The sequence below is a fragment of the Parafrankia colletiae genome (assembly GCF_001854655.1).
In the GTDB taxonomy this organism is placed as follows: domain Bacteria; phylum Actinomycetota; class Actinomycetes; order Frankiales; family Frankiaceae; genus Parafrankia; species Parafrankia colletiae.
In genome coordinates this window covers 1-16,815 of sequence record NZ_MBLM01000182.1, presented here as the reverse complement: position 1 = coordinate 16,815, position 16,815 = coordinate 1, and the positions used below count along the sequence as shown (strand labels likewise).

Here is a 16,815-nt window from a genome sequence, read left to right as displayed (position 1 = left end):
TATCGCCTGCGTGACTGACTCATTGATCTCCTCCGTTCACGGATCAATTATCCCTCATAGGGATCACTGTCCGAAGAACGGGGCCCACCTCACCCAGTCGAGCAGGCAGAGGGTGGGGCCGCAGAGGTTGGCCCAGTGCAGGTCTCCGTGCGCGGTTATCCACGGTGCGGGCGCCGTGGTGGTGATCGGTTCGCCGAGCATCCTGGGCATGACGTCGTCGAGGTAGGACTGCTCGATGGTGCGCCGGTCGGTGGAGACCGTGGCGAGGATGCGCAGGGAGCGGCGCAGTGTCTGGAACCATTGCCTTTTCGGTGAGTCGGTGAGCCACCGTGGCACGGTGGTGACGGCGAGAGGTCGGACGTGGACGCGGTCGTACAGCTCGGCGCGGTAGTCCCAGCCGTCGTGGTGATGGTCGTGGATCGCGCGTAGCGCTGGGCGTGGGATGGATCCTGGCAGCGCCTGCTGTGCTGTCCGTCCGCCGTCCCAGAACGTGGAGATCTGCCGTCCGGCCTCGGTGGCGGCGATCCGCAGCCAGCCTGGGCTGTCGGGGGTCATTACCGGTCGGCCGAGAGTTCGGCCGGCGAAGCCCCACGCTTCCTCAGTCCGGGTCCGGTCGACCGTGACCCGGAGGGCGGCGCTGGCGCGCTCGTGCGCGGCGTGCATGCGGGTGACGGTATCTGCGTCGTTCGGCGGTGGCCACATCAGCGTGCCTGTGGCGTCAGCGCTTCGGGGAGTGCGGGAGCACGAAGGAAGGTCTCGCGCGCTGTGGCGGCGAGTACACCTTGGGTCTCGACGTTCAAGCCGAGGCGGTTCCAGTGGAAGATCACATGGTGGGCGAGGACGTCGCGTAGCCCGCGGAGCAAGGTCCCGGCGTATGCGGCCTGACCAAGCGCCCGACCGGCATCGTGAACGGCTCTGGCCCAGATCCCCAGGTTGGCCAGCGGTCGGTCCGCGCCGAACAGGTCGCCTGCCGGGTCGGTGTCGGCGGTCAGCAGCCTGCGCAGAGCGGCGGCCAGCCGTTGAATCTCAGCAGCGGTGGGAGATGTTGCTGGCGGAGGGCGTAGGTGGCTGACGCGGTCGAAGACGTCGCCGCGTTCGTACCAGTCCAGGCCCGCGGTGCGCAGAAGCGTGACGATCAATAGCATCGACAGTTCGCGGCGGCCGAGAGTCGGCGGGGTCCTGCTGGTGGTCTCGCTGTGGATGCGGTCGAGGATGTGGCTGCTGTCGGCGGTGAACAGCCGGTGCGCGACGTCGGTGCCGACCTCGCCGCCGAGGGCGTATTCCTCTGGCTCGTAGATCCCTTCCGCCCAGGTGTGGATCGTGCCGGCCGCGGTCAGGTCGTCGAAGGCGGGGCGGAGGGTGGCACGGAGATCCGCCAAGGACTTGCCGCTGGTTGGGGAAAGCCGTAGCCGCCAGTCGGGCGACTTGCGCACGAACCACCAGGAGTCGACAGCGCCGGTGGTCTGGGCTTGGCGCAGGACAGGTGCCAGGCGGGCGGCTGCGGCGGTCTCTGCGCCCGCTGGGTCGGGAAACGTGACACGCACCTGGAACCAGGCGGCGCGTTGGACTGCGAGCGCGGCGCGACCTGCCGCCTGGTAGGTGGCGACCGCTGCAGCGAGCTGGTCGGGATGCAGGGCGGCATGGGCTGCCGCAGTGGGTAGCGGGATGCCGGCCAGCACCGCGAGTACGGCCTGTTCGGTGCCGATGTCTCGGCTGGGGACGGTCAGTGGATCAGCAGGCATCTGTCCCATCCGGTGGCCGGTGCGCCGGTGGCGACGCTGTGGAGGACGAGCGCGATGCCGGTCTCTCCTTCGAGGAGCCCATCAGCCCGCCCGCTGGTTGAAGGGGCCGAGAGCAGGAGGGAAGCGGCGAGTGTCGGCAGGTGGCGGCTGAGGGTGTCGGTGGTGGCATCGGCGGCGGCGCGGGCGACGGTTTGGTAGAGCCCGGCCCATCCGTGGCACAGCCCGGCTTCGGCGAGGTGGGCGAGCCGGGCGGAGTCGGAGATGCAGGTGGCGAGCGCTTGTTCGGCGGCGTTCTGGCGGGCGGTGTTACCGGTAGCGAGGCCGGCAAGCTGGAGGGCGCGGGCGATCCCGGGGGTGCCATAGCACCAGCTCGGACGGCCGGGGCCGGGCTGGGCCGGTCTCGTGGCCTGCTGGTCGGCACAGGTGATCCACTGTGGCCAGAACGGGCCGCCGAGGGTGTCTTGGCGCCACCGATCGTAGAAGGCGCACAGTGCGTTGATCGCGTCGGTCTGACCGTCGACGCGTATCCCAGCGCGTGTGGCGAGCGACAGCAGGGCCAGCGGGCCGGCGGTGCCGTGTGCCATGCCGAGGTTGGCGTGCCCACCGGCGAATTCAGGCGCGTTGCCCTGGGACGGGKCGTGGCTGCACCACCAGCCGGGCAGTTCTTCTCCATCGAGGTTGATGGGGGTGGTGAGGCGGACAAGGTAGGTGAGGATGCGGCCGAGGGCGTCGTCGCCGGGGGCGTGGGCGAGGAGGTGGGCGCCGATGCCAGTCAGTCCGCTGATGACGTCGTACTCGGTGAACTGGACCGGTTCGCCTCGGTCGATGCGGGCGTTGGCGGCGTCGACGCGGCGGTGGGCGATGGTGGCGACGGCTCGGTCGAGCGCGGTGCGCGCTGTGGTGTAGCGGCGGGTTTGCCCGGCGGCAGTGTGAACGGCGAAGGCGACCGCCGGGATGCCGGCGTAGAGCGAGCTGTTCATCGACACGCTGACGCGTCCAGACGTGGCTGCGGTCAGCCACGTCTGGACGGAATCCCAGTGCCCTGCGCCGGCGTGCGCTCGTTCTGAGTGCAGGAGGGCGATGCCGGCCGCTCCGTCGGCGAGCGACTGCGCGGTCTGCCCGAGTTCTCCGGGGGTCGGGACGGTGAGGCGGGTGGCGAGGCTTGCTGCGGTGGCGGCGGCCTGGTCGTGGTCGATCATGAGACGGTCGCTTCGGTGGTTGCGAGGGCACGTGCGGCTGTGGCTCGGGCGAGGGCGATGCAGGTCTGTTCGGCTGCGGGGTTCAGGCCGAGGGTTCGGACGGCGTGCAGGTGCAGTAGCGAGGCCAAGGCCTGGTCAGGCGGGCGCTGCGCGGCGAGGGCATTCCAGTAGGCGGCCAGCGCTGCTGCCCGCGTCTGCCAGGCGGACAACACGGCGTCGGCCCCGGGCACGGCCCGCAGATAGGCGAAGCCATCTGCGGGGTTGGCCAGGTGCAGCGCGACGGTGCGTTCCGCCCGTGGGACGCGGGCCGGCTCGTGGGGCAGCACGTCACGAAGCCACCGCATGCCGGTGGAAAACGCGCGGGTGAAGGCGATGGCCATATCGACCAGGCCGGCGACGGTGATCGCTTCGACGGGCAGGCGGGCGCTCGCCGCGAGACGGCGGGTGGCGAGGGCGGCGGCGGAGTCGGCGGAGAAGACGGCTTCGGCGGCGGTCATCGCCGGGCCGTAGCCGTAGCGGCCGGTTTCCGGGTGGTAGGTGTCGAGGTGGAGGTTGGACAGCAGTCCGGCTTCGCGCTGTGTCGCAGCCCAGGTTCCCAGCCGTGCGGCCGTCAGCCCGTAGCCGCCGGGTTCGGTGACGGCGAGGCGTAGCCGCAGGTGGGGCTCGGTGTCGCGGTACGGCAGGAACCACCACGCGGGCGGGTTGGGCCACTCGTCTAGGAGGTCGTCGAGATGGGCGAGCAGCTCGGTGAGCCGGTCGGGGTGGCCGTAGAGCCGGGCCGACAGCCACGGCGACACACCGGGTAGCTGGGCATCCGTCCGAGCAACGGGCACGGTCGCGGCGAGGCGCTCCGGTGCCGGCCCCGGCAGGGGTGCGGCGGTGGTGGCCAGCGGGATGACCAGTTCGTGGGCGTGGCCGCCGAGCCAGCCGAAGGTTCCTGGAGCGGCGTCCTCGTCAAGCCGGGCAGAGCCGTGCCGCTGCAGATGATCGCGTAGCAGGACCAGGTGGGCATCAATGTGAAGGTCGAGACGCAACCGGTTGTCGGTCTCGACGAGCTGGACCCGCGTGGGCACCGGAATCGCGCCGCCCCAGCGGGCCAGCGCCCCGCGCCATGCCTTCACCGACGCGGCGCGGCCGGGCAGGTCGGCCGCTGTGAGGTTCCAGCGGGCCGGGGCGAGCACGGTGCGTCGATGGACGAGCCGGGGCAGGAACGGCAGCCCACCGACGGTGCCCCATGAGAACGGGATGGAGACAGCGACGCGGGCGGTGGGCAGCTCGCACAGGAACCGTGCCAGCGGATGGGTGTGGTACCGGAACTCCACCGCGTGCGCGGCGGACGGCTCGACGAGACGCCGGTCGGGCAGCGACACCAGATAGAGCCCCTCGGCGTCGGCTCCGACAGCCAGGTCGGCCGGGCGCAGCACGCCCGGACCGGTGTCGTGATGCTCAGCGAGAGTGATCACCGTGTCGGTGAGCTGCGGCGATCGGGCCACGCCGACGGTGGCCGCGGGAAGCGGCGGACAGGACACCTGCGCGACTGTCGCGCGGCCCCGCATGGTGGGCAGGGCCGCGTAGGTGTTGCGGAACCGGTCGAAGGATGCGGGGTCGAGCAGGTGCAGGAAGCGGCCGGTGGTGGTTGCGGCGGTGCGCCCGCCGCCGGTGACCCGCAGGGTGAACAGGCCGCGTGACAGTGCTGTCGGGTCGTGGGCGTGGACCTCGGCGATGAGTTCGGCGTGCGGCGGCACCTGGGCCGGTGCGGTGTCGCCAGCCAGGGCGACTATCTCGGCTTCGCCGAGGCGTACCTCGATCGTCCCGTCTAGGACCGCTCGTTGCGCGAGGGCGGCCAGGCGGTGGTCGCGGGCCGTGCTTACCCCGGGGCGGGAGGTGCGTGTGGAGCCTCGGAAGGTGGCGGGCAGACCGAGGCCGGTGTCAGGGTTGACGGCCTCCAGCAGCGGGACGAGGGCGGCGGGGCCGTAGCGTTCCAGGAAGGCTTCGTGCCAGTCCGCCCACTCCGGGGGTACGGCGGTCGGTGTCGTGAGCCGGGCGAGCGCCCGCGCGGCGGCGCCTGCCTCTTCGGTGACAGCTGCTGGCAGGATCACGTCGGTGTCCAACACGAGGTCGATGTCCAGGTCCGGGTCGGAGCTGGGAACGACGCGGCGCTGAAGGTCGGCTGCCTGCGCGCGCAGCGCGCGACGGTCCGAGGCGGAGCGCGAATTGTTGTGATGGGTGAGCAGGTCTCGCAGGTCGCGGACCGCGCTGAGGCGGTCGGTGAGTGGGGGCAGGTTGTCGACCTGAGCTGCGGCCAGCTGGTCGACGATCTCGCCGAACGGATCGGTGAAGGTCGTCGCCGGGCGGAGGGGCGTGTGCAGGAACCGGCGGCGGACCAACTCGATCAGCATGGCCTCGATCTGGCTGGAGGCGGGAGCCGGTGCGTCGGCGGCGAGGCGAGTAACCAGGTCGGCGACGGGCAGCGAACGGGTTGCGTGGCGCAATGCGGCTTCCACAGCTGGGGTGCGGCGCACCGATACCTCGGCCACCGTCTCCTGTCCGGCATCGTTGCCGGGACGGACAGCAGGGCCGGTGAATAGTCGGTCGCCGCGGGCGACCGACAGCCCGTCGGTGGCGACCGGAAGCCGTCGCAGCAGCGTGTCGCACGCTTCCAGATCGTCGGCGAGCGCGGCGAGCCAGCCGCCGCCCGGCCGGGCGTGAACCCGATGCTCGTCGCCGAGCCGGACGCGTACCCGCGGACCGAAACCCGCGGGCGCGACACCGGCGAACAGGCCGAACGGGGTGGCACGCCCGACCATCCGCAACACGTACCGGGCTGTCGCCGTGACAGCCCGACGGGCCGCCCGCCGATCGTGGCACTGCCCGTCGAGGACCGACGCGACCCGCGCGGCCAGCGAAGGGCTGGCGAGCGTCGTCGCGTCGGCGAACACGGGCCGTGCCCAGATGTCCCGCAGCCAATCCGTCCAGCCGGCTACGGCGCTGTCGGTGTTGTCGTCGAGGTCGGGCCATGGTGGCAGGTCGACATCGGTGGGGACTACCGCCATCCGTAGCAGCGGAACGTCAAGGCTGCGGTACATCACGCACCTCTCAGCGGCGGAGGATCAGTCCTGCTTGCAGCTGGTGCAGGCCGACGCGCAGGTCTTGCCGCAGTTGTCGCTGGTGGAACGCAGCAGCTCGGGGATGACGGGCCCGCCCTCGAYGATCTCGACGTCCAGGTCGTAGTCGCCGGCGAGGGGGAGTGGGGCTGGAGCGGTCGGTTGGGCAGGAGTCATGGCGATGTCCCTTTCCTTCGAGGGGTTGGTGGTGAGCGCGTCGCTGTGCTGGTCAGGGCCAGCTCAGGACGACGGTGCGGTGATGCTTGGCGATCACCCGGCCGGGCGGAAGCGCTGCGGCCGGAGTCGCGGCCGGGTGGACGCTGATCGTGGCCGGCGGTCCGTCGCGGTGGGTCCGATCCCACGCCTGGACCTGCGTGGCGACCAGGTCGGCGAGGCGGTCGGCGTCAGGGCCGTGGGCGTAGGCGCCGAACTCGTAGGTGTCATCGCCGGACTCGACCTTTCGCAGGGTGAGGTAGGCGAAGCTGCCCGCTTCCACGACGGTGGGCGTACCGATCGGTGAGACGGGGTCGACGAGTTCTCGCGCGGTCTGGGAGCGTGCGCGGGAGAGCAGGCCATAGTTGTCGAGGGTTCCGGCCAGCCACAGCAGCAGCCCGTCGAAGGGCTCCATCCCGCCGAACCGCACCTGCGACCACGCCTCGACCCGTGGGGTGAGYAGGGCGGCTCGCAGCGCGGCGGCGTCGAGCTCGGGTATCTGCTCGTCGAACCGCAGTCCGACGTCGRCACCGTGGAGCGGGACGAGGCGTTCGGGATGGGCGCCGTCGCCGCGCACGGGCACGAAGCCGGCCATCTGGTGGTCGAGACTGACTAGAGTGCCATCGCGGGGTGTGAGCGCGACCGTCCGGCTCAGTCCCCGCATCCGTAGGGGAACGATGATCCGGCCGTTCGGGGCGAGTTGATCGGTCCAGGCGGGTGGGATGTCCCAGGCGCCCGCGGTGACGATGATTCGGTCGTAGGGAGCCTGCTCGGGGGCCCCGTGCTCGGCGTCGGCCAGCAGGACGTGTACCTGCTCGTAGCCTGCCGCCGTCAGGCAGTGGCGGGCACGCTCGGTCACGTCGGCGTCGATGTCTATCGTCGTCACCACGCCGGTCGGACCGACGAGTTCCGCGATCAGCGCGGCGTTGAAGCCCCCGGAGCCCACCTCGAGTACCCGCATGCCGGGGCTGATCCCGGCCTGTTCGAGCATCGTTGCCTGGAGCCACGGGGCGGAGACCGAACTGACTGTCACGCCGTTCTCGTCGTGCTTGGTCCGCACGATGTCGTCGGCGTAGGCGTCCTTCAGCGAGACCTCGGGAGCGAACAGGTGCCGCGGCACCGTACGAAACGCTGCCTCGACCTCCTTCGTTCTGATCGAGCCCTCCGCGATGAGGCCGTCCACGAGACGGGCCCGCAGATCCTCAGCACGCGCTTCCCCGCCGGCTCCGGGTGGTTGTTGTTGCCCTGGCATGTCGCTCACACGGTTCTCCCTCCTGCGATGTCGGTGATTGGTTTCAGTCCCAGGTGATCAGGAGCTGGGCTGATGGTTTCGTGAGGAGCCGGCCGGGTGGTGCCGAGGCCCGGCTGGCATCGGTGGGGTAGACGCGGATGGTGGGGTCCGGGCCGCCGCGCCGCTCGGCGTCCCACACGCGGACGTCGTAGGTGAGCAGGTCAGCGAGCCGGTACCGGTCGGGGCCGTGCGCGACGACACCGATCTCCACGCCGGTCCCGCCGGCAGGGGTGAAGGTCAGGTAGGCGAGGCTGTCGTCGGACCAGCAGGCGGACACCCCGGCGGGCGTCGGGAGCAAAGGCAGGTCGGGTCCGATGGCGGTGTCGGTGCCGTGGAGCCGGCCGTAGGTGGGCTGCACGGTGGCCAACCACAGGTCCAGGCTCGGCAGGGCATCCGCGGCGGGGGAGAGGGCCACCCCGGTGGAGTGGATGTGGCTCGGCCCGCTGATCGCGCCGCGGAGCGCGTCGGGATCAGCGTCCTGGTCGTCGTCGATGTCGAGGCGGATCCCGTCGGCGATGCGGATCATCCGGGGCGAGGAGGCACGGGCCCCGGCGCCTTGGAGGCGGACGAAGCCGTAGGGCCGCATCGAGTCGGAGGTCAGAATCTCGCCGTCCCAGCTGAATCCGACGGTGCGCAGCAGACCGCGTAGCTGCAGTGGGATGACGATGCGCCCGCCGGTGACGAGCTGGGTGGTCCAGGCGGGTGGGATGTCGGGTGCGTTGACGGTGACGACGATCCGGTCGTAGGGGGCGCGGAGCGGGAACCCGAAGTGGCCGTCGTTGATTAGCGCTGTGACGTCGGTGTAGCCGGCGGTGCCGAGGCAGGCACGGGCACGGCGGATCACAGCCTGGTCGATGTCGATGGTGGTGACATGGCCGGTCGGCCCGGTCAGCTCTGCCAGCAGTGCCGCGTTGTAACCGCCGGAGCCGATCTCCAGGATCTGCTGGCCGGGTTCGACCTGGAGCTGCTCGAGCATCGCCGCGACGGTGGAGGGCCGCGACACCGAGCTGAGCGGGGCTCCGTAGACGTCACGTTTCGTGACGACGACGTTGTCCTTGTATGCCTCCTCGGTGGAGGCGTCGGGCAGGAAGAGGTCCCGGGGCACGGCGCGCAGCGCGGCCACGACCGGGGCGGAGACGGGCTCCTTCGCTAGAACCAGGTCGACCAGCGCCGTGTGCAGCAGCGCGATCGAAGCCTCCGCGGAAGCGGGCATCACCCCACCCCGTCGAGCAGGTCGTCGTACTCGCCCCGCTTGACCGCACGGACGAAGTCCCCGAACGCGCCAGGGGTGGTCCGCACCGACGGGCCCAGACTCGACCTGATCAGGACACGGTGCTCGTCGAGCGCGACCTCGACGGCATCGGGCACCGTCGGGTCGAGCTCGGACGGACGCCGCCATCGTGGGACGGCCGGGACAGACATGCCAGTGGGCGCAACAGACACGGGTTCCTCGAAACGATGTGGTCGGCGTGGACGGGTGGAGCCCGCCGAACCCGGGCCGCACGACTCGGCCCAGGCCCGGCGGGAGCTGAGGCAGCGACGCGGCATCCGCCGGGGGTCTCGTCCGACGCGAGCTGCTGCGACGGACGGGACCGGATCGGCATGTTCACCACGCGCAGCACCCATGACACACTGCGCCCAAACGGAGCAACAGACAGCAACGGCTCGTTGCGTGCATGCAACAGCTCGTTGCACCCACCTGCGAAGGCGTCAACGGGGAGGCCGAAGGTGCAAGCTGGTCAGCGAAACGACGCACTCGCCGACCTGGCAGACCTGCTGCAGAACCTGCGCGATCAGCATCGGACCAATAACACCCGGCTCGAAGCCCGCACCGGATTCAAACGCCAGCAGATCTCCCGGGCCCTCAACGGCCAGGAGATCCCGTCCGCGGACCTCGCGGACGCGCTGGACACCGCGTTCGCGGCAGGGGGAGCCATCCGGCGATTGCGGGACGAAGCTGTCAGGGAGAAGCGGGCCCGGGATCTGGGGCTCGACCCGCACAGGCAGGAGGAACCCGTGGACGCCAACCGCCGGCAGGCGTTCGAACTCGCCGCCGCGAGCCTCGTCGCCGCCCAGATGTACCGGGAGTGGACCTCGTCCGCGCCCGACGTCCTGACCCTTGACGAGATCGATGACGCGATCAACGCACACACCGTCGCGTTCACCGTCGAACCGCACCAGCGGCTCGCGCCGAAGGTGTGGAAGACGTGGAAGTCGGCGCACCACCATCTGATGAACGGCAGCGGCCGGGCCCGCCCGCAGACCCAGCTCACCGTCGCCGCCGGCTACGCCTCGTACATGCTGTCGCGGCTGTCGTTCAACCTCGGGGACACCCTGGCCTCCCGCCGGTTCATCCGCCTCGCCGAAGATCACGCGAACCAGACCGACGACGTCGTCCTCACCGCCTCCGTCGGGGAGATGGTGACCACGCTGGCGTTCTACGGCCGCCGCTACCAGGAAGCAGCCGTCTCGGCGCGCAAGACCGCGGTCGTGGCGGACCACCCCTACACCCGAGCCCGGATCGCCAGTTACGAGGCACGGGCCCTCGGCGCCCTGGGCGACGCCGCGGGGACCAGGACGGCGTTGAACCGGATGYGAGCCTCGGTCACGGACCTGCCACTGCAGCCCGGCATCAGCCCGTTCGGCCCGGCCGCCGCCGAGATGATGTACGCCGGGGTCCTCACCCGCATCGGTGGTGGCGTCGAGGCGGAACCGATCGCCCGCGCCGCGCTCGCCGCCTACGAAGGCGGCCAGGCCGCCGGCTTCGAGGACTACGGCCACGCGCTGCTCGCGCTCGCGGCCAGCCTCACCGCCCGGGAACAGCCCGAGATCGACGAAGCCGCGGCCGTGACCGGGAAGGTCGTCGACATGCTGGACACCCGGCCCACCGCCTCGGTCTCCGACCGCGTCGCCGAGATCGCCACAGCGTTCACCGGCCACCCCACCGTCGAACCCGTGCGCGACTTCTGGGACCGCTGGCAGGCACGCCCCCGTCTCGAACTCACCACAGGTCAGGCGTGACCATGGCCCTCCACTACGGAACCCCGTCGGTCGTCACCATCCCCACCGTGCTCACCGAACGGCTGGTGCTCCGCGGCTGGAAGGCTGCCGACCTCGACCCGTACGCGGCGATGAACGCCGACGCGGAGACCATGCGCTACCTGGACGGCACGTTCGACCGGGCGGGCACCGAGCGGCTGGTCACCCATCTGATCGGCATGTGGGCGATCCGCGGGCACGGCATGTGGGCGGTCGAGGACCGGGCCAGCGGGGAGTTCCTCGGCCGCGCGGGCACCTACTTCGCGCAGGGCTGGCCGGGTGTGGAGGTCGCGGTGTCGATCCGCCGGGACCGCTGGGGCCAGGGCCTGGGCACCGAGGCGATCACGGCGGCGCTCGACTTCGGGTTCACGCACCTCGACGTCGACGAGCTGATCACCGCCACGCATCAGGAGAACACGGGCATGAACACGATCGCCCGCAAGCTCGGGATGACCTTCCGGGAGATCGCCGACGTCGGCCCGTGGAAGGCGAACAACGTCCACGCGATCAGCCGGGCCGACTGGGCCGCCCGCCGACCCGATGAGACCCAACGCTGACGGGTCCCCCGGGGCCCCGCACGAAGGGCGAACAGCGTCGTAGTGCCGCCGGCCATCGGCGCGGTGCGCTCCGATGCTCGTTTCCGTGAGCGAAACTGCAGGTTTGCCCGACTAGTGAAGAATATATCGATTAGTCTGTTATGCCCGTCGGAGGGGGTCGCAGGCTTGTGGCCTGCGGAAACGACGCTCCGCAGAGTCGTTTCCCTGGATAGGAAGGCCCGTGTACGGCGAATTGACAGGGCATGGGCGGGGTTGTCCCGGGTGGCGGTATGGAGCTACGGTCGTGTCCGCCCCCTTGACCGCCGGACATCGACCCGCTAGCGGGTGGCCGGTTCGGTGGGAGACGGGGCGCTGGTAGCAGCGAGGCGCTGGGACGCGGTTTCCGTCGGCGGTTCACTGAACTGGTGACGGAGTGTGAAGCCTGGGGTGTCGCTGCGCGTCGGGTGGCCTGCGAGCCGCTCTTGGGAGTTGGTTTCCCGGGGCGGGGGACGCGGGTCCGCAGCCGGGTGCCACCTGTGTGGCGTCGTGCCGGAAAGGAGGGACGACAGCGATGGCGTCCATTCTCCGTTCGCGGACCTTCCCGAGAATCGCCTTCTAACCAACCACGCCGGTCGGCCAGCGTACCGCGGGCCCCTCATAGCGGCTCCGGGTGGCGGTCCGCTTGGGTGACCATGTCTGGGCCGGCTGGCCCGCCGCGTTATGAGACGGTGGGCCAGCCGGATAGCCGACGCGTGTGTTGACGCAGGTGAGCACGGCTGGGCAGGTTCGCGGATGGATCCAGACTCGACTGTCCTGGAGCAGGTATTCCCACGACTTCGACGCGCGGGCGGGGCCGGCCGGTAGGTCCGCTGGCACTCCTGCAGGGTTTGACCGACAGAGACCTCTACCTACTGGATGTGCTGGCAGCGCATCGTGTCCTGACCGCGGAGCAGGTGGCCGCGTTGCTGTATCCCTCGGTGGATCGGGCGCAGCGCCGGCTGCTGGCGTTGACACGCCGAGGAGCGTTGGAGCGGTTCCGAGCGCGGGTGTATCCCGGGTCGCAGGCGTGGCGATACACGCTGAGTTATCCGGCGGTGCAACTCGTCGCCGCGAGGCGGGCGGAACGGCCGGCGTCTCGGTCGGCGCACAACACCACAGTGCTCCGCTTGGCGCGGAGCCGCACCCTCGAACATCAACTCGGTGTGAACGGATTCTTCACCAGCCTCGCCCGCGACGCGGCTGCCCGCCCCTTGACCCGATTGGCTAACTGGTACTCGGAGTCCACCGTGGCGACCGCGCTCCAGTGGGATCATGGAATCAGGGAAGCGATCCGTCCGGATGGGTACGGCCGGTGGATCGAGGGCCCACGTGTGACGACGTTCTTCATCGAGTACGACCGGGGTACCGAGTCGCTGGAACGGCTGGGCGGCAAGATCACTGGCTACGCGACCTACCTACCGGGCATGACCGTGTTGTATCACCTGCATTCCGCGCTTCGGGAGACGCACTTCCACCACAAGCTCATCGGGGCTGGCCGGGAGGGGGTCGCGACCACGACGGCTGAGCTTCTCGCCGCATCGGGAGAAGGGGTGAGCGGCCCTGTCTGGTTGCCCGCTGGGCCGGGCACTCGGCGTCGCCTACGGCTGAGTGAACTGCCAGGCAGCGGATTTGCTCTGCAAGCCAACGAGTGGGGTGCTGGTACCGCCCCGATCCCAGCGCCGCACCTTCCAGAGGTCGCGTGAGCCCCGCCCTCAGGGAGAGGCGGCGGCCGGCTCTCCCGCCGGCCGCCAGTGTGCTCTCACCTCGGCGCGATGGCCGTTCCCGAGGACGGGCCTTGCTGGTCAACGGCGCGGTGCAGCGCCGCCGCCAGCGCCCGGCCTTCCGCCGGGGTCAGATAGCAGGCGCCGACATCGCCGAGGGTGTTGTGCAGACGCAGCAGAATCACCGGCCCGGTTGCGGTGCCGCCCTCGGGGCGGATCAGGATCTCTGTCCCGTCGAGGTGACCGGTGAGGATGCTGCTGCCTGCTCCGTAGTCCACCAGCCTCGACACGCGGTCCTGCCCCTCCGGCTGGTTCACGACTGGGTCCGGCTCCCGGTCGTGACCTGGCGGGAACGGGCCGGCGGGCCGCCGGATGCCTCGCCTCATCGGAGGCGGACCCGGCGGGGACGGCCGGTCCCGTCCTGTTCGGCGACACCGGTAGCGATCAGCAGATCGAACACGTTCGTCACCGCCCCGGCGGAACGGCCAACCACGCGAGCGATCTCCCCGGCCGACCAGGCCCGGGTCCGGTCCCGGCCCAGGCAGGCCACCACCAACTCCCGCAGCCCACCCGGCGCCAGCCGGCTACCGGTCGACGTCAMCCGGCCCTGTGTCTTCCACACCGGCGCGCCGTCGTCCTCGGCCCTACTGACCTGGGACGGCATCTCCTTCCCCGGGCTGGACGGCACAGGCGGCGGCGTGTCAGCCGAACCCGGCTTGTCGGCGTAGCTCCACTGGTCCGGATCCCGGCCGGCACCATGCCGCCGGCCAGGAACGCGCACGGCACGACCGCCGGCCTCCAGCACGGTCAACGCACGACTCACCGTCGTGCGTGCCAGCCCCGTCTTCTCCACCAGATCCGCCACCGTCACCGACCCCTCCGCGGCGGCGAGCGCCCCTGCCACCAGGCGCGAGGTACCGGACCTGTACCCGTCATCATTCAAGGAAACCGACACCAGAAACCCTCCGCATATTTTCGAACGGCGACCCGACATGCGCCCGGCCGTCAGCAGGAGAACTCCAAACCGGCGCCCTTGCAAGCAAAAACCAAAAGAAAACCCGGATGTCTACGTTCCGGGTATCGGAAGTTGAGAAAAGTCTCGGCGGAGATCTCCAGTATCGGAGTGCAACGTCGAGCAGGAAAAGTCCGAGGTGCCTAGGTCAAGGAGAACAGGGCTATCGCATCAAGCGATGACACGACCCCGCCAGACCCGAGCGCAATCCGGCCCGCAGCCGGACGCCGCCCGGCCACCCATCGRCCGAAGAAACCTGTCAGGCGGAGAAGCCCAGCCCTCCCATCTATCGACGTTGTCGTCGCAGCGCCGCACTTCATTCCCCTGACCGTTGAGGAACGGGCCGCCGCTGTCAGCGCCCTCACGGACCTCCTTCGTGCACATCGAAGCGGACAACAGAAAGAGCCGCAAAATAATGTCGAATGACGTTCGTCCCGCCGTCGAATGCGAGCAATAATAGACGGTGATAACCCGGGTTTCTGTCATTATCGGTGTTTCGTTGACCTGTCGATCGATCAATCCAGAGGAGCCCTGACGTGACGTCCAGCCATCGAAAAGGCCGCATCCACCAGCCTGACCACACGGCCAGACGAGTGGCGATCTACCTGCGCATCTCCACCGATGAGAAGAACCAGCCGTTCTCCCTGGAAGCGCAGGAGACCAAGCTCCTCGCGTTCATCACCAGCCAGGATGGCTGGGAGCTGACCAGCAAGTACATCGACCAGGCATCCGGCGCCACCACCGACCGCCCCCAGCTCCAACGCGCCCTCACCGCCGCACGCGCAGGGAAGTTCGACATCCTCCTCGTCTACCGCCTCKACCGCCTCACCCGCTCCCTACGCAGCCTCACCGAACTCCTCGAAACCCTCGACGAAGCCGGAGTCGCGTTCCGTTCCGCCACTGAACCGTTCGACACCGGCAATGCCACCGGACGCATGATTATTCAAATCCTCGGTGTCATCGCCGAATTCGAACGCGCCCTCATCATCGACCGGGTCATCAACGGCATGGAAGTCAAAGCCAGCCTCGGGCAATGGCAAGGAGGGTCCCGCCCGTACGGCTACCAGATCGATCCCGACACCGATTACCTGACGGTAGACCCCATCGAAGCCCCCATCGTCCGCCGCATCTTCACCGAGTACGTCAACGACCGCCTCGGCAGTCAAGCCATCGCCCGCAAACTCACCGGCGACGGCCTACGCACCAAAACCGGCCAACCCTGGTCCCCCGCCGCGATCCTCACCATCCTGCGCAACCGCGCCTACATCGGCTACATCAGCTTCCGAGGTATCGACCACGCCGCACCACACCCCACCATCATCGACCCCGACCTCTTCCACCAAGCCCAGAAAATCCTGGCGGAACGCGCCGAATCCACCGCCACCAAACGCGCCGCGTCCGGCTCCGACTACCTGCTCACCGGAAAGATCCGCTGCGCCCACTGCGGCAAGCACTACATCGGCACCGCCGCCCGCGGAAATCTCTACCGATACCGCTACTACAGCTGCTGGACCCGCAACCGCTACGRCACCAGCATCTGCTCCGCGGAACGCCTCCCCRCCGAACAGGTCGACGCGGCCATCCTCAACGCCATGATCGAAACCTACGCCGGCAGCGGACTCGTCACCGAAGCCGCCGCCGCCCTCGCCGGTCGCATCGCCGACACCCGCGCCGCCCACCGCGCCGAACTCGCCACCGTCGACAGCGAGATCAGCAAGGCCGAAACCGCGATCGACCGCTACTTCAACGCCTTCGAAGCCGGCACCATGACTGACGCCATCGCCGGAGGCCGCATCGAGAAACTGACCATCAAGATCAAGGAACTGCAGGGGCGCCGGGCCGAACTCGTCGACCACCTCGCCGACGACGCCACCCAACCCGTCCCACCCACCGCCGCTGACCTGACCCGCCTGTCCACCCAGATCGCCGACGCCATCCGTGACGGCGCCCCGGCCACACTGCGTCGACTCACCGATGCCCTCGTCGCCGAGATCACCGTCACCAGCCGCGCCCACATCCAGCCCACGTTCCGCATMCCCACCCAGCCAGYCGAACCCACGGACGGCACCGACAACGGGCAGAACGGAACGCAACCATCCAGCGACGCTACGGAGGTTCGCGCAATACACGGATCGGTGCGCCCGGCAGGGATCGAACCTGCGACCCAGTGCTTAGAAGCAATTGGGGCTGGTGCGACATGCTGAAATGCCTGTTCGCAGGTGGTGCGCGAGCGTCGGGGGCATAGTTATCAGCTGTATGACGGGGCAGTTTTCCGTCGCCTGGAAGGCGGTTTTCCTTGCGCTGTGCTCGGGGGTTTCTTGCTGGCCGTCGAACTCTGATGGGGTGCGCTGTGCTGAGCTGACGATGGCGCGGTGCCAGCAAAGCCTGGCGTTCTGTGGCGGGGCTGTGGTTCCGGGGGATGGGGATTCTGGTGGCGCTCGGTGAGATGTCTGCGATGGCCGCGTCGAACCTGGCCGACGGGTGCATGATGACGCCAGCGGAAGCACTGGCGACACGATAATAGAATTCGTTGAAGTACACCGACTGTGTCATTTCCGCGGTGGCTGGTCATCCTGGAACACGGTCGGTCGTCCACAAGACGATCGCCCGGTCGGTGCTGGTGGAGGCGAGCAGGGTGCGCCTGTCGGGGAGCTTGATGGAGGCCAGTGCGGTCACCGTGTCGGTGTGGCCGGTGAGGGGTTTGCTGACTGGCTGTCCGCTGCTCGGGTCCCATAGCACCGTCCGGTTGTCGCTGGTCGCGGCAAGCAGGGTGCCCCCCTCAGGCAGCGTTATGGAGGCCAAGGCATGTATCCGGCGGGTGTGGCCGGTGAGGGGTTCGCCGACTGGCTGTCCGCCGGTCGGGTCCCACAGCCGGATCGTCCGGTCGCCTCCGGTGGAGGCGAGCAGGGTTCGTCCGTC

General features: G+C 69.5%; 14 protein-coding genes and 1 pseudogene. 4 read left to right on the top strand and 11 right to left on the bottom strand.

What is annotated here, in order from left to right; all coding sequences use genetic code 11:
• Positions 1–63 precede the first annotated feature (63 nt).
• From CC117_RS32955 to CC117_RS32925, 8 genes are all read right to left on the bottom strand, one after another.
• A complete protein-coding gene (locus CC117_RS32955; protein WP_241830627.1) occupies positions 64–555 on the bottom strand; it encodes a hypothetical protein in 492 nt (163 codons plus the stop codon).
• A gap of 146 nt (positions 556–701) precedes the next feature.
• Positions 702–1,742 carry a thiopeptide-type bacteriocin biosynthesis protein gene (locus CC117_RS32950; protein ID WP_071092103.1) on the bottom strand — a complete coding sequence of 347 codons (1,041 nt, stop codon included), beginning with the start codon at positions 1,740–1,742 and terminating at the stop codon, positions 702–704.
• Entirely contained in the window at positions 1,724–2,941 is a 1,218-nt protein-coding gene (locus CC117_RS32945; RefSeq protein WP_071092094.1) for a lanthionine synthetase C family protein, read from the bottom strand. The genes CC117_RS32950 and CC117_RS32945 overlap by 19 nt, the downstream gene beginning before the upstream one ends.
• Complete coding sequence (locus CC117_RS32940) at positions 2,938–6,027, bottom strand: lantibiotic dehydratase (protein WP_071092092.1); 3,090 nt, start codon at positions 6,025–6,027, stop codon at positions 2,938–2,940. Before CC117_RS32940 ends, CC117_RS32945 begins: the two co-directional genes overlap by 4 nt.
• Before the next feature lie 24 nt (positions 6,028–6,051).
• Entirely contained in the window at positions 6,052–6,222 is a 171-nt protein-coding gene (locus CC117_RS35665; protein WP_084133146.1) for an FxLD family lanthipeptide, read from the bottom strand.
• Between the two features lie 52 nt (positions 6,223–6,274).
• Positions 6,275–7,510 (bottom strand): methyltransferase, FxLD system, encoded by a 1,236-nt coding sequence (gene fxlM / locus CC117_RS32935; protein ID WP_071092100.1) that lies wholly within the window; start codon positions 7,508–7,510, stop codon positions 6,275–6,277.
• 43 nt (positions 7,511–7,553) lie between these two features.
• Entirely contained in the window at positions 7,554–8,762 is a 1,209-nt protein-coding gene (gene fxlM / locus CC117_RS32930; RefSeq protein WP_071092089.1) for a methyltransferase, FxLD system, read from the bottom strand.
• The gene (locus tag CC117_RS32925) at positions 8,762–8,992 is read right to left on the bottom strand and encodes a DUF397 domain-containing protein (protein ID WP_241830626.1); all 231 of its coding nucleotides are present in this window, start codon (positions 8,990–8,992) and stop codon (positions 8,762–8,764) included. Before CC117_RS32925 ends, fxlM (CC117_RS32930) begins: the two co-directional genes overlap by 1 nt.
• 285 nt (positions 8,993–9,277) lie before the next feature.
• On the opposite strand from CC117_RS32925, the gene CC117_RS32920 reads away from it, so the two are divergent.
• The 3 genes from CC117_RS32920 (at position 9,278) to CC117_RS32910 (ending at position 12,866) form a co-directional block, all read left to right on the top strand.
• The gene (locus CC117_RS32920) at positions 9,278–10,570 is read left to right on the top strand and encodes a hypothetical protein (RefSeq protein WP_071092086.1); all 1,293 of its coding nucleotides are present in this window, start codon (positions 9,278–9,280) and stop codon (positions 10,568–10,570) included.
• Positions 10,571–10,572: 2 nt separating this feature from the next.
• Positions 10,573–11,145: a GNAT family N-acetyltransferase gene (locus CC117_RS32915; RefSeq protein ID WP_071092084.1), complete on the top strand. Its 573-nt coding sequence runs from the start codon at positions 10,573–10,575 to the stop codon at positions 11,143–11,145.
• 866 nt (positions 11,146–12,011) lie between these two features.
• Positions 12,012–12,866, top strand: coding sequence for a replication-relaxation family protein (locus CC117_RS32910; protein ID WP_157905501.1), 855 nt, complete (start codon positions 12,012–12,014; stop codon positions 12,864–12,866).
• A gap of 56 nt (positions 12,867–12,922) precedes the next feature.
• On the opposite strand, the gene CC117_RS32905 is transcribed toward CC117_RS32910, so the two are convergent.
• On the bottom strand, positions 12,923–13,201 hold the full coding sequence (locus CC117_RS32905; protein ID WP_241830625.1) for a hypothetical protein: 279 nt from the start codon (positions 13,199–13,201) through the stop codon (positions 12,923–12,925).
• A 65-nt stretch (positions 13,202–13,266) separates the two neighbouring features.
• Positions 13,267–13,839: a MarR family transcriptional regulator gene (locus CC117_RS32900; RefSeq protein WP_198542070.1), complete on the bottom strand. Its 573-nt coding sequence runs from the start codon at positions 13,837–13,839 to the stop codon at positions 13,267–13,269.
• Between the two features lie 593 nt (positions 13,840–14,432).
• On the opposite strand from CC117_RS32900, the gene CC117_RS32895 reads away from it, so the two are divergent.
• A complete protein-coding gene (locus CC117_RS32895; RefSeq protein ID WP_084133142.1) occupies positions 14,433–16,100 on the top strand; it encodes a recombinase family protein in 1,668 nt (555 codons plus the stop codon).
• A 364-nt stretch (positions 16,101–16,464) separates the two neighbouring features.
• Here the strand turns inward: CC117_RS32895 and CC117_RS32890 are convergent.
• A pseudogene (locus tag CC117_RS32890) lies at positions 16,465–16,815 on the bottom strand (hypothetical protein); the annotation flags it as partial.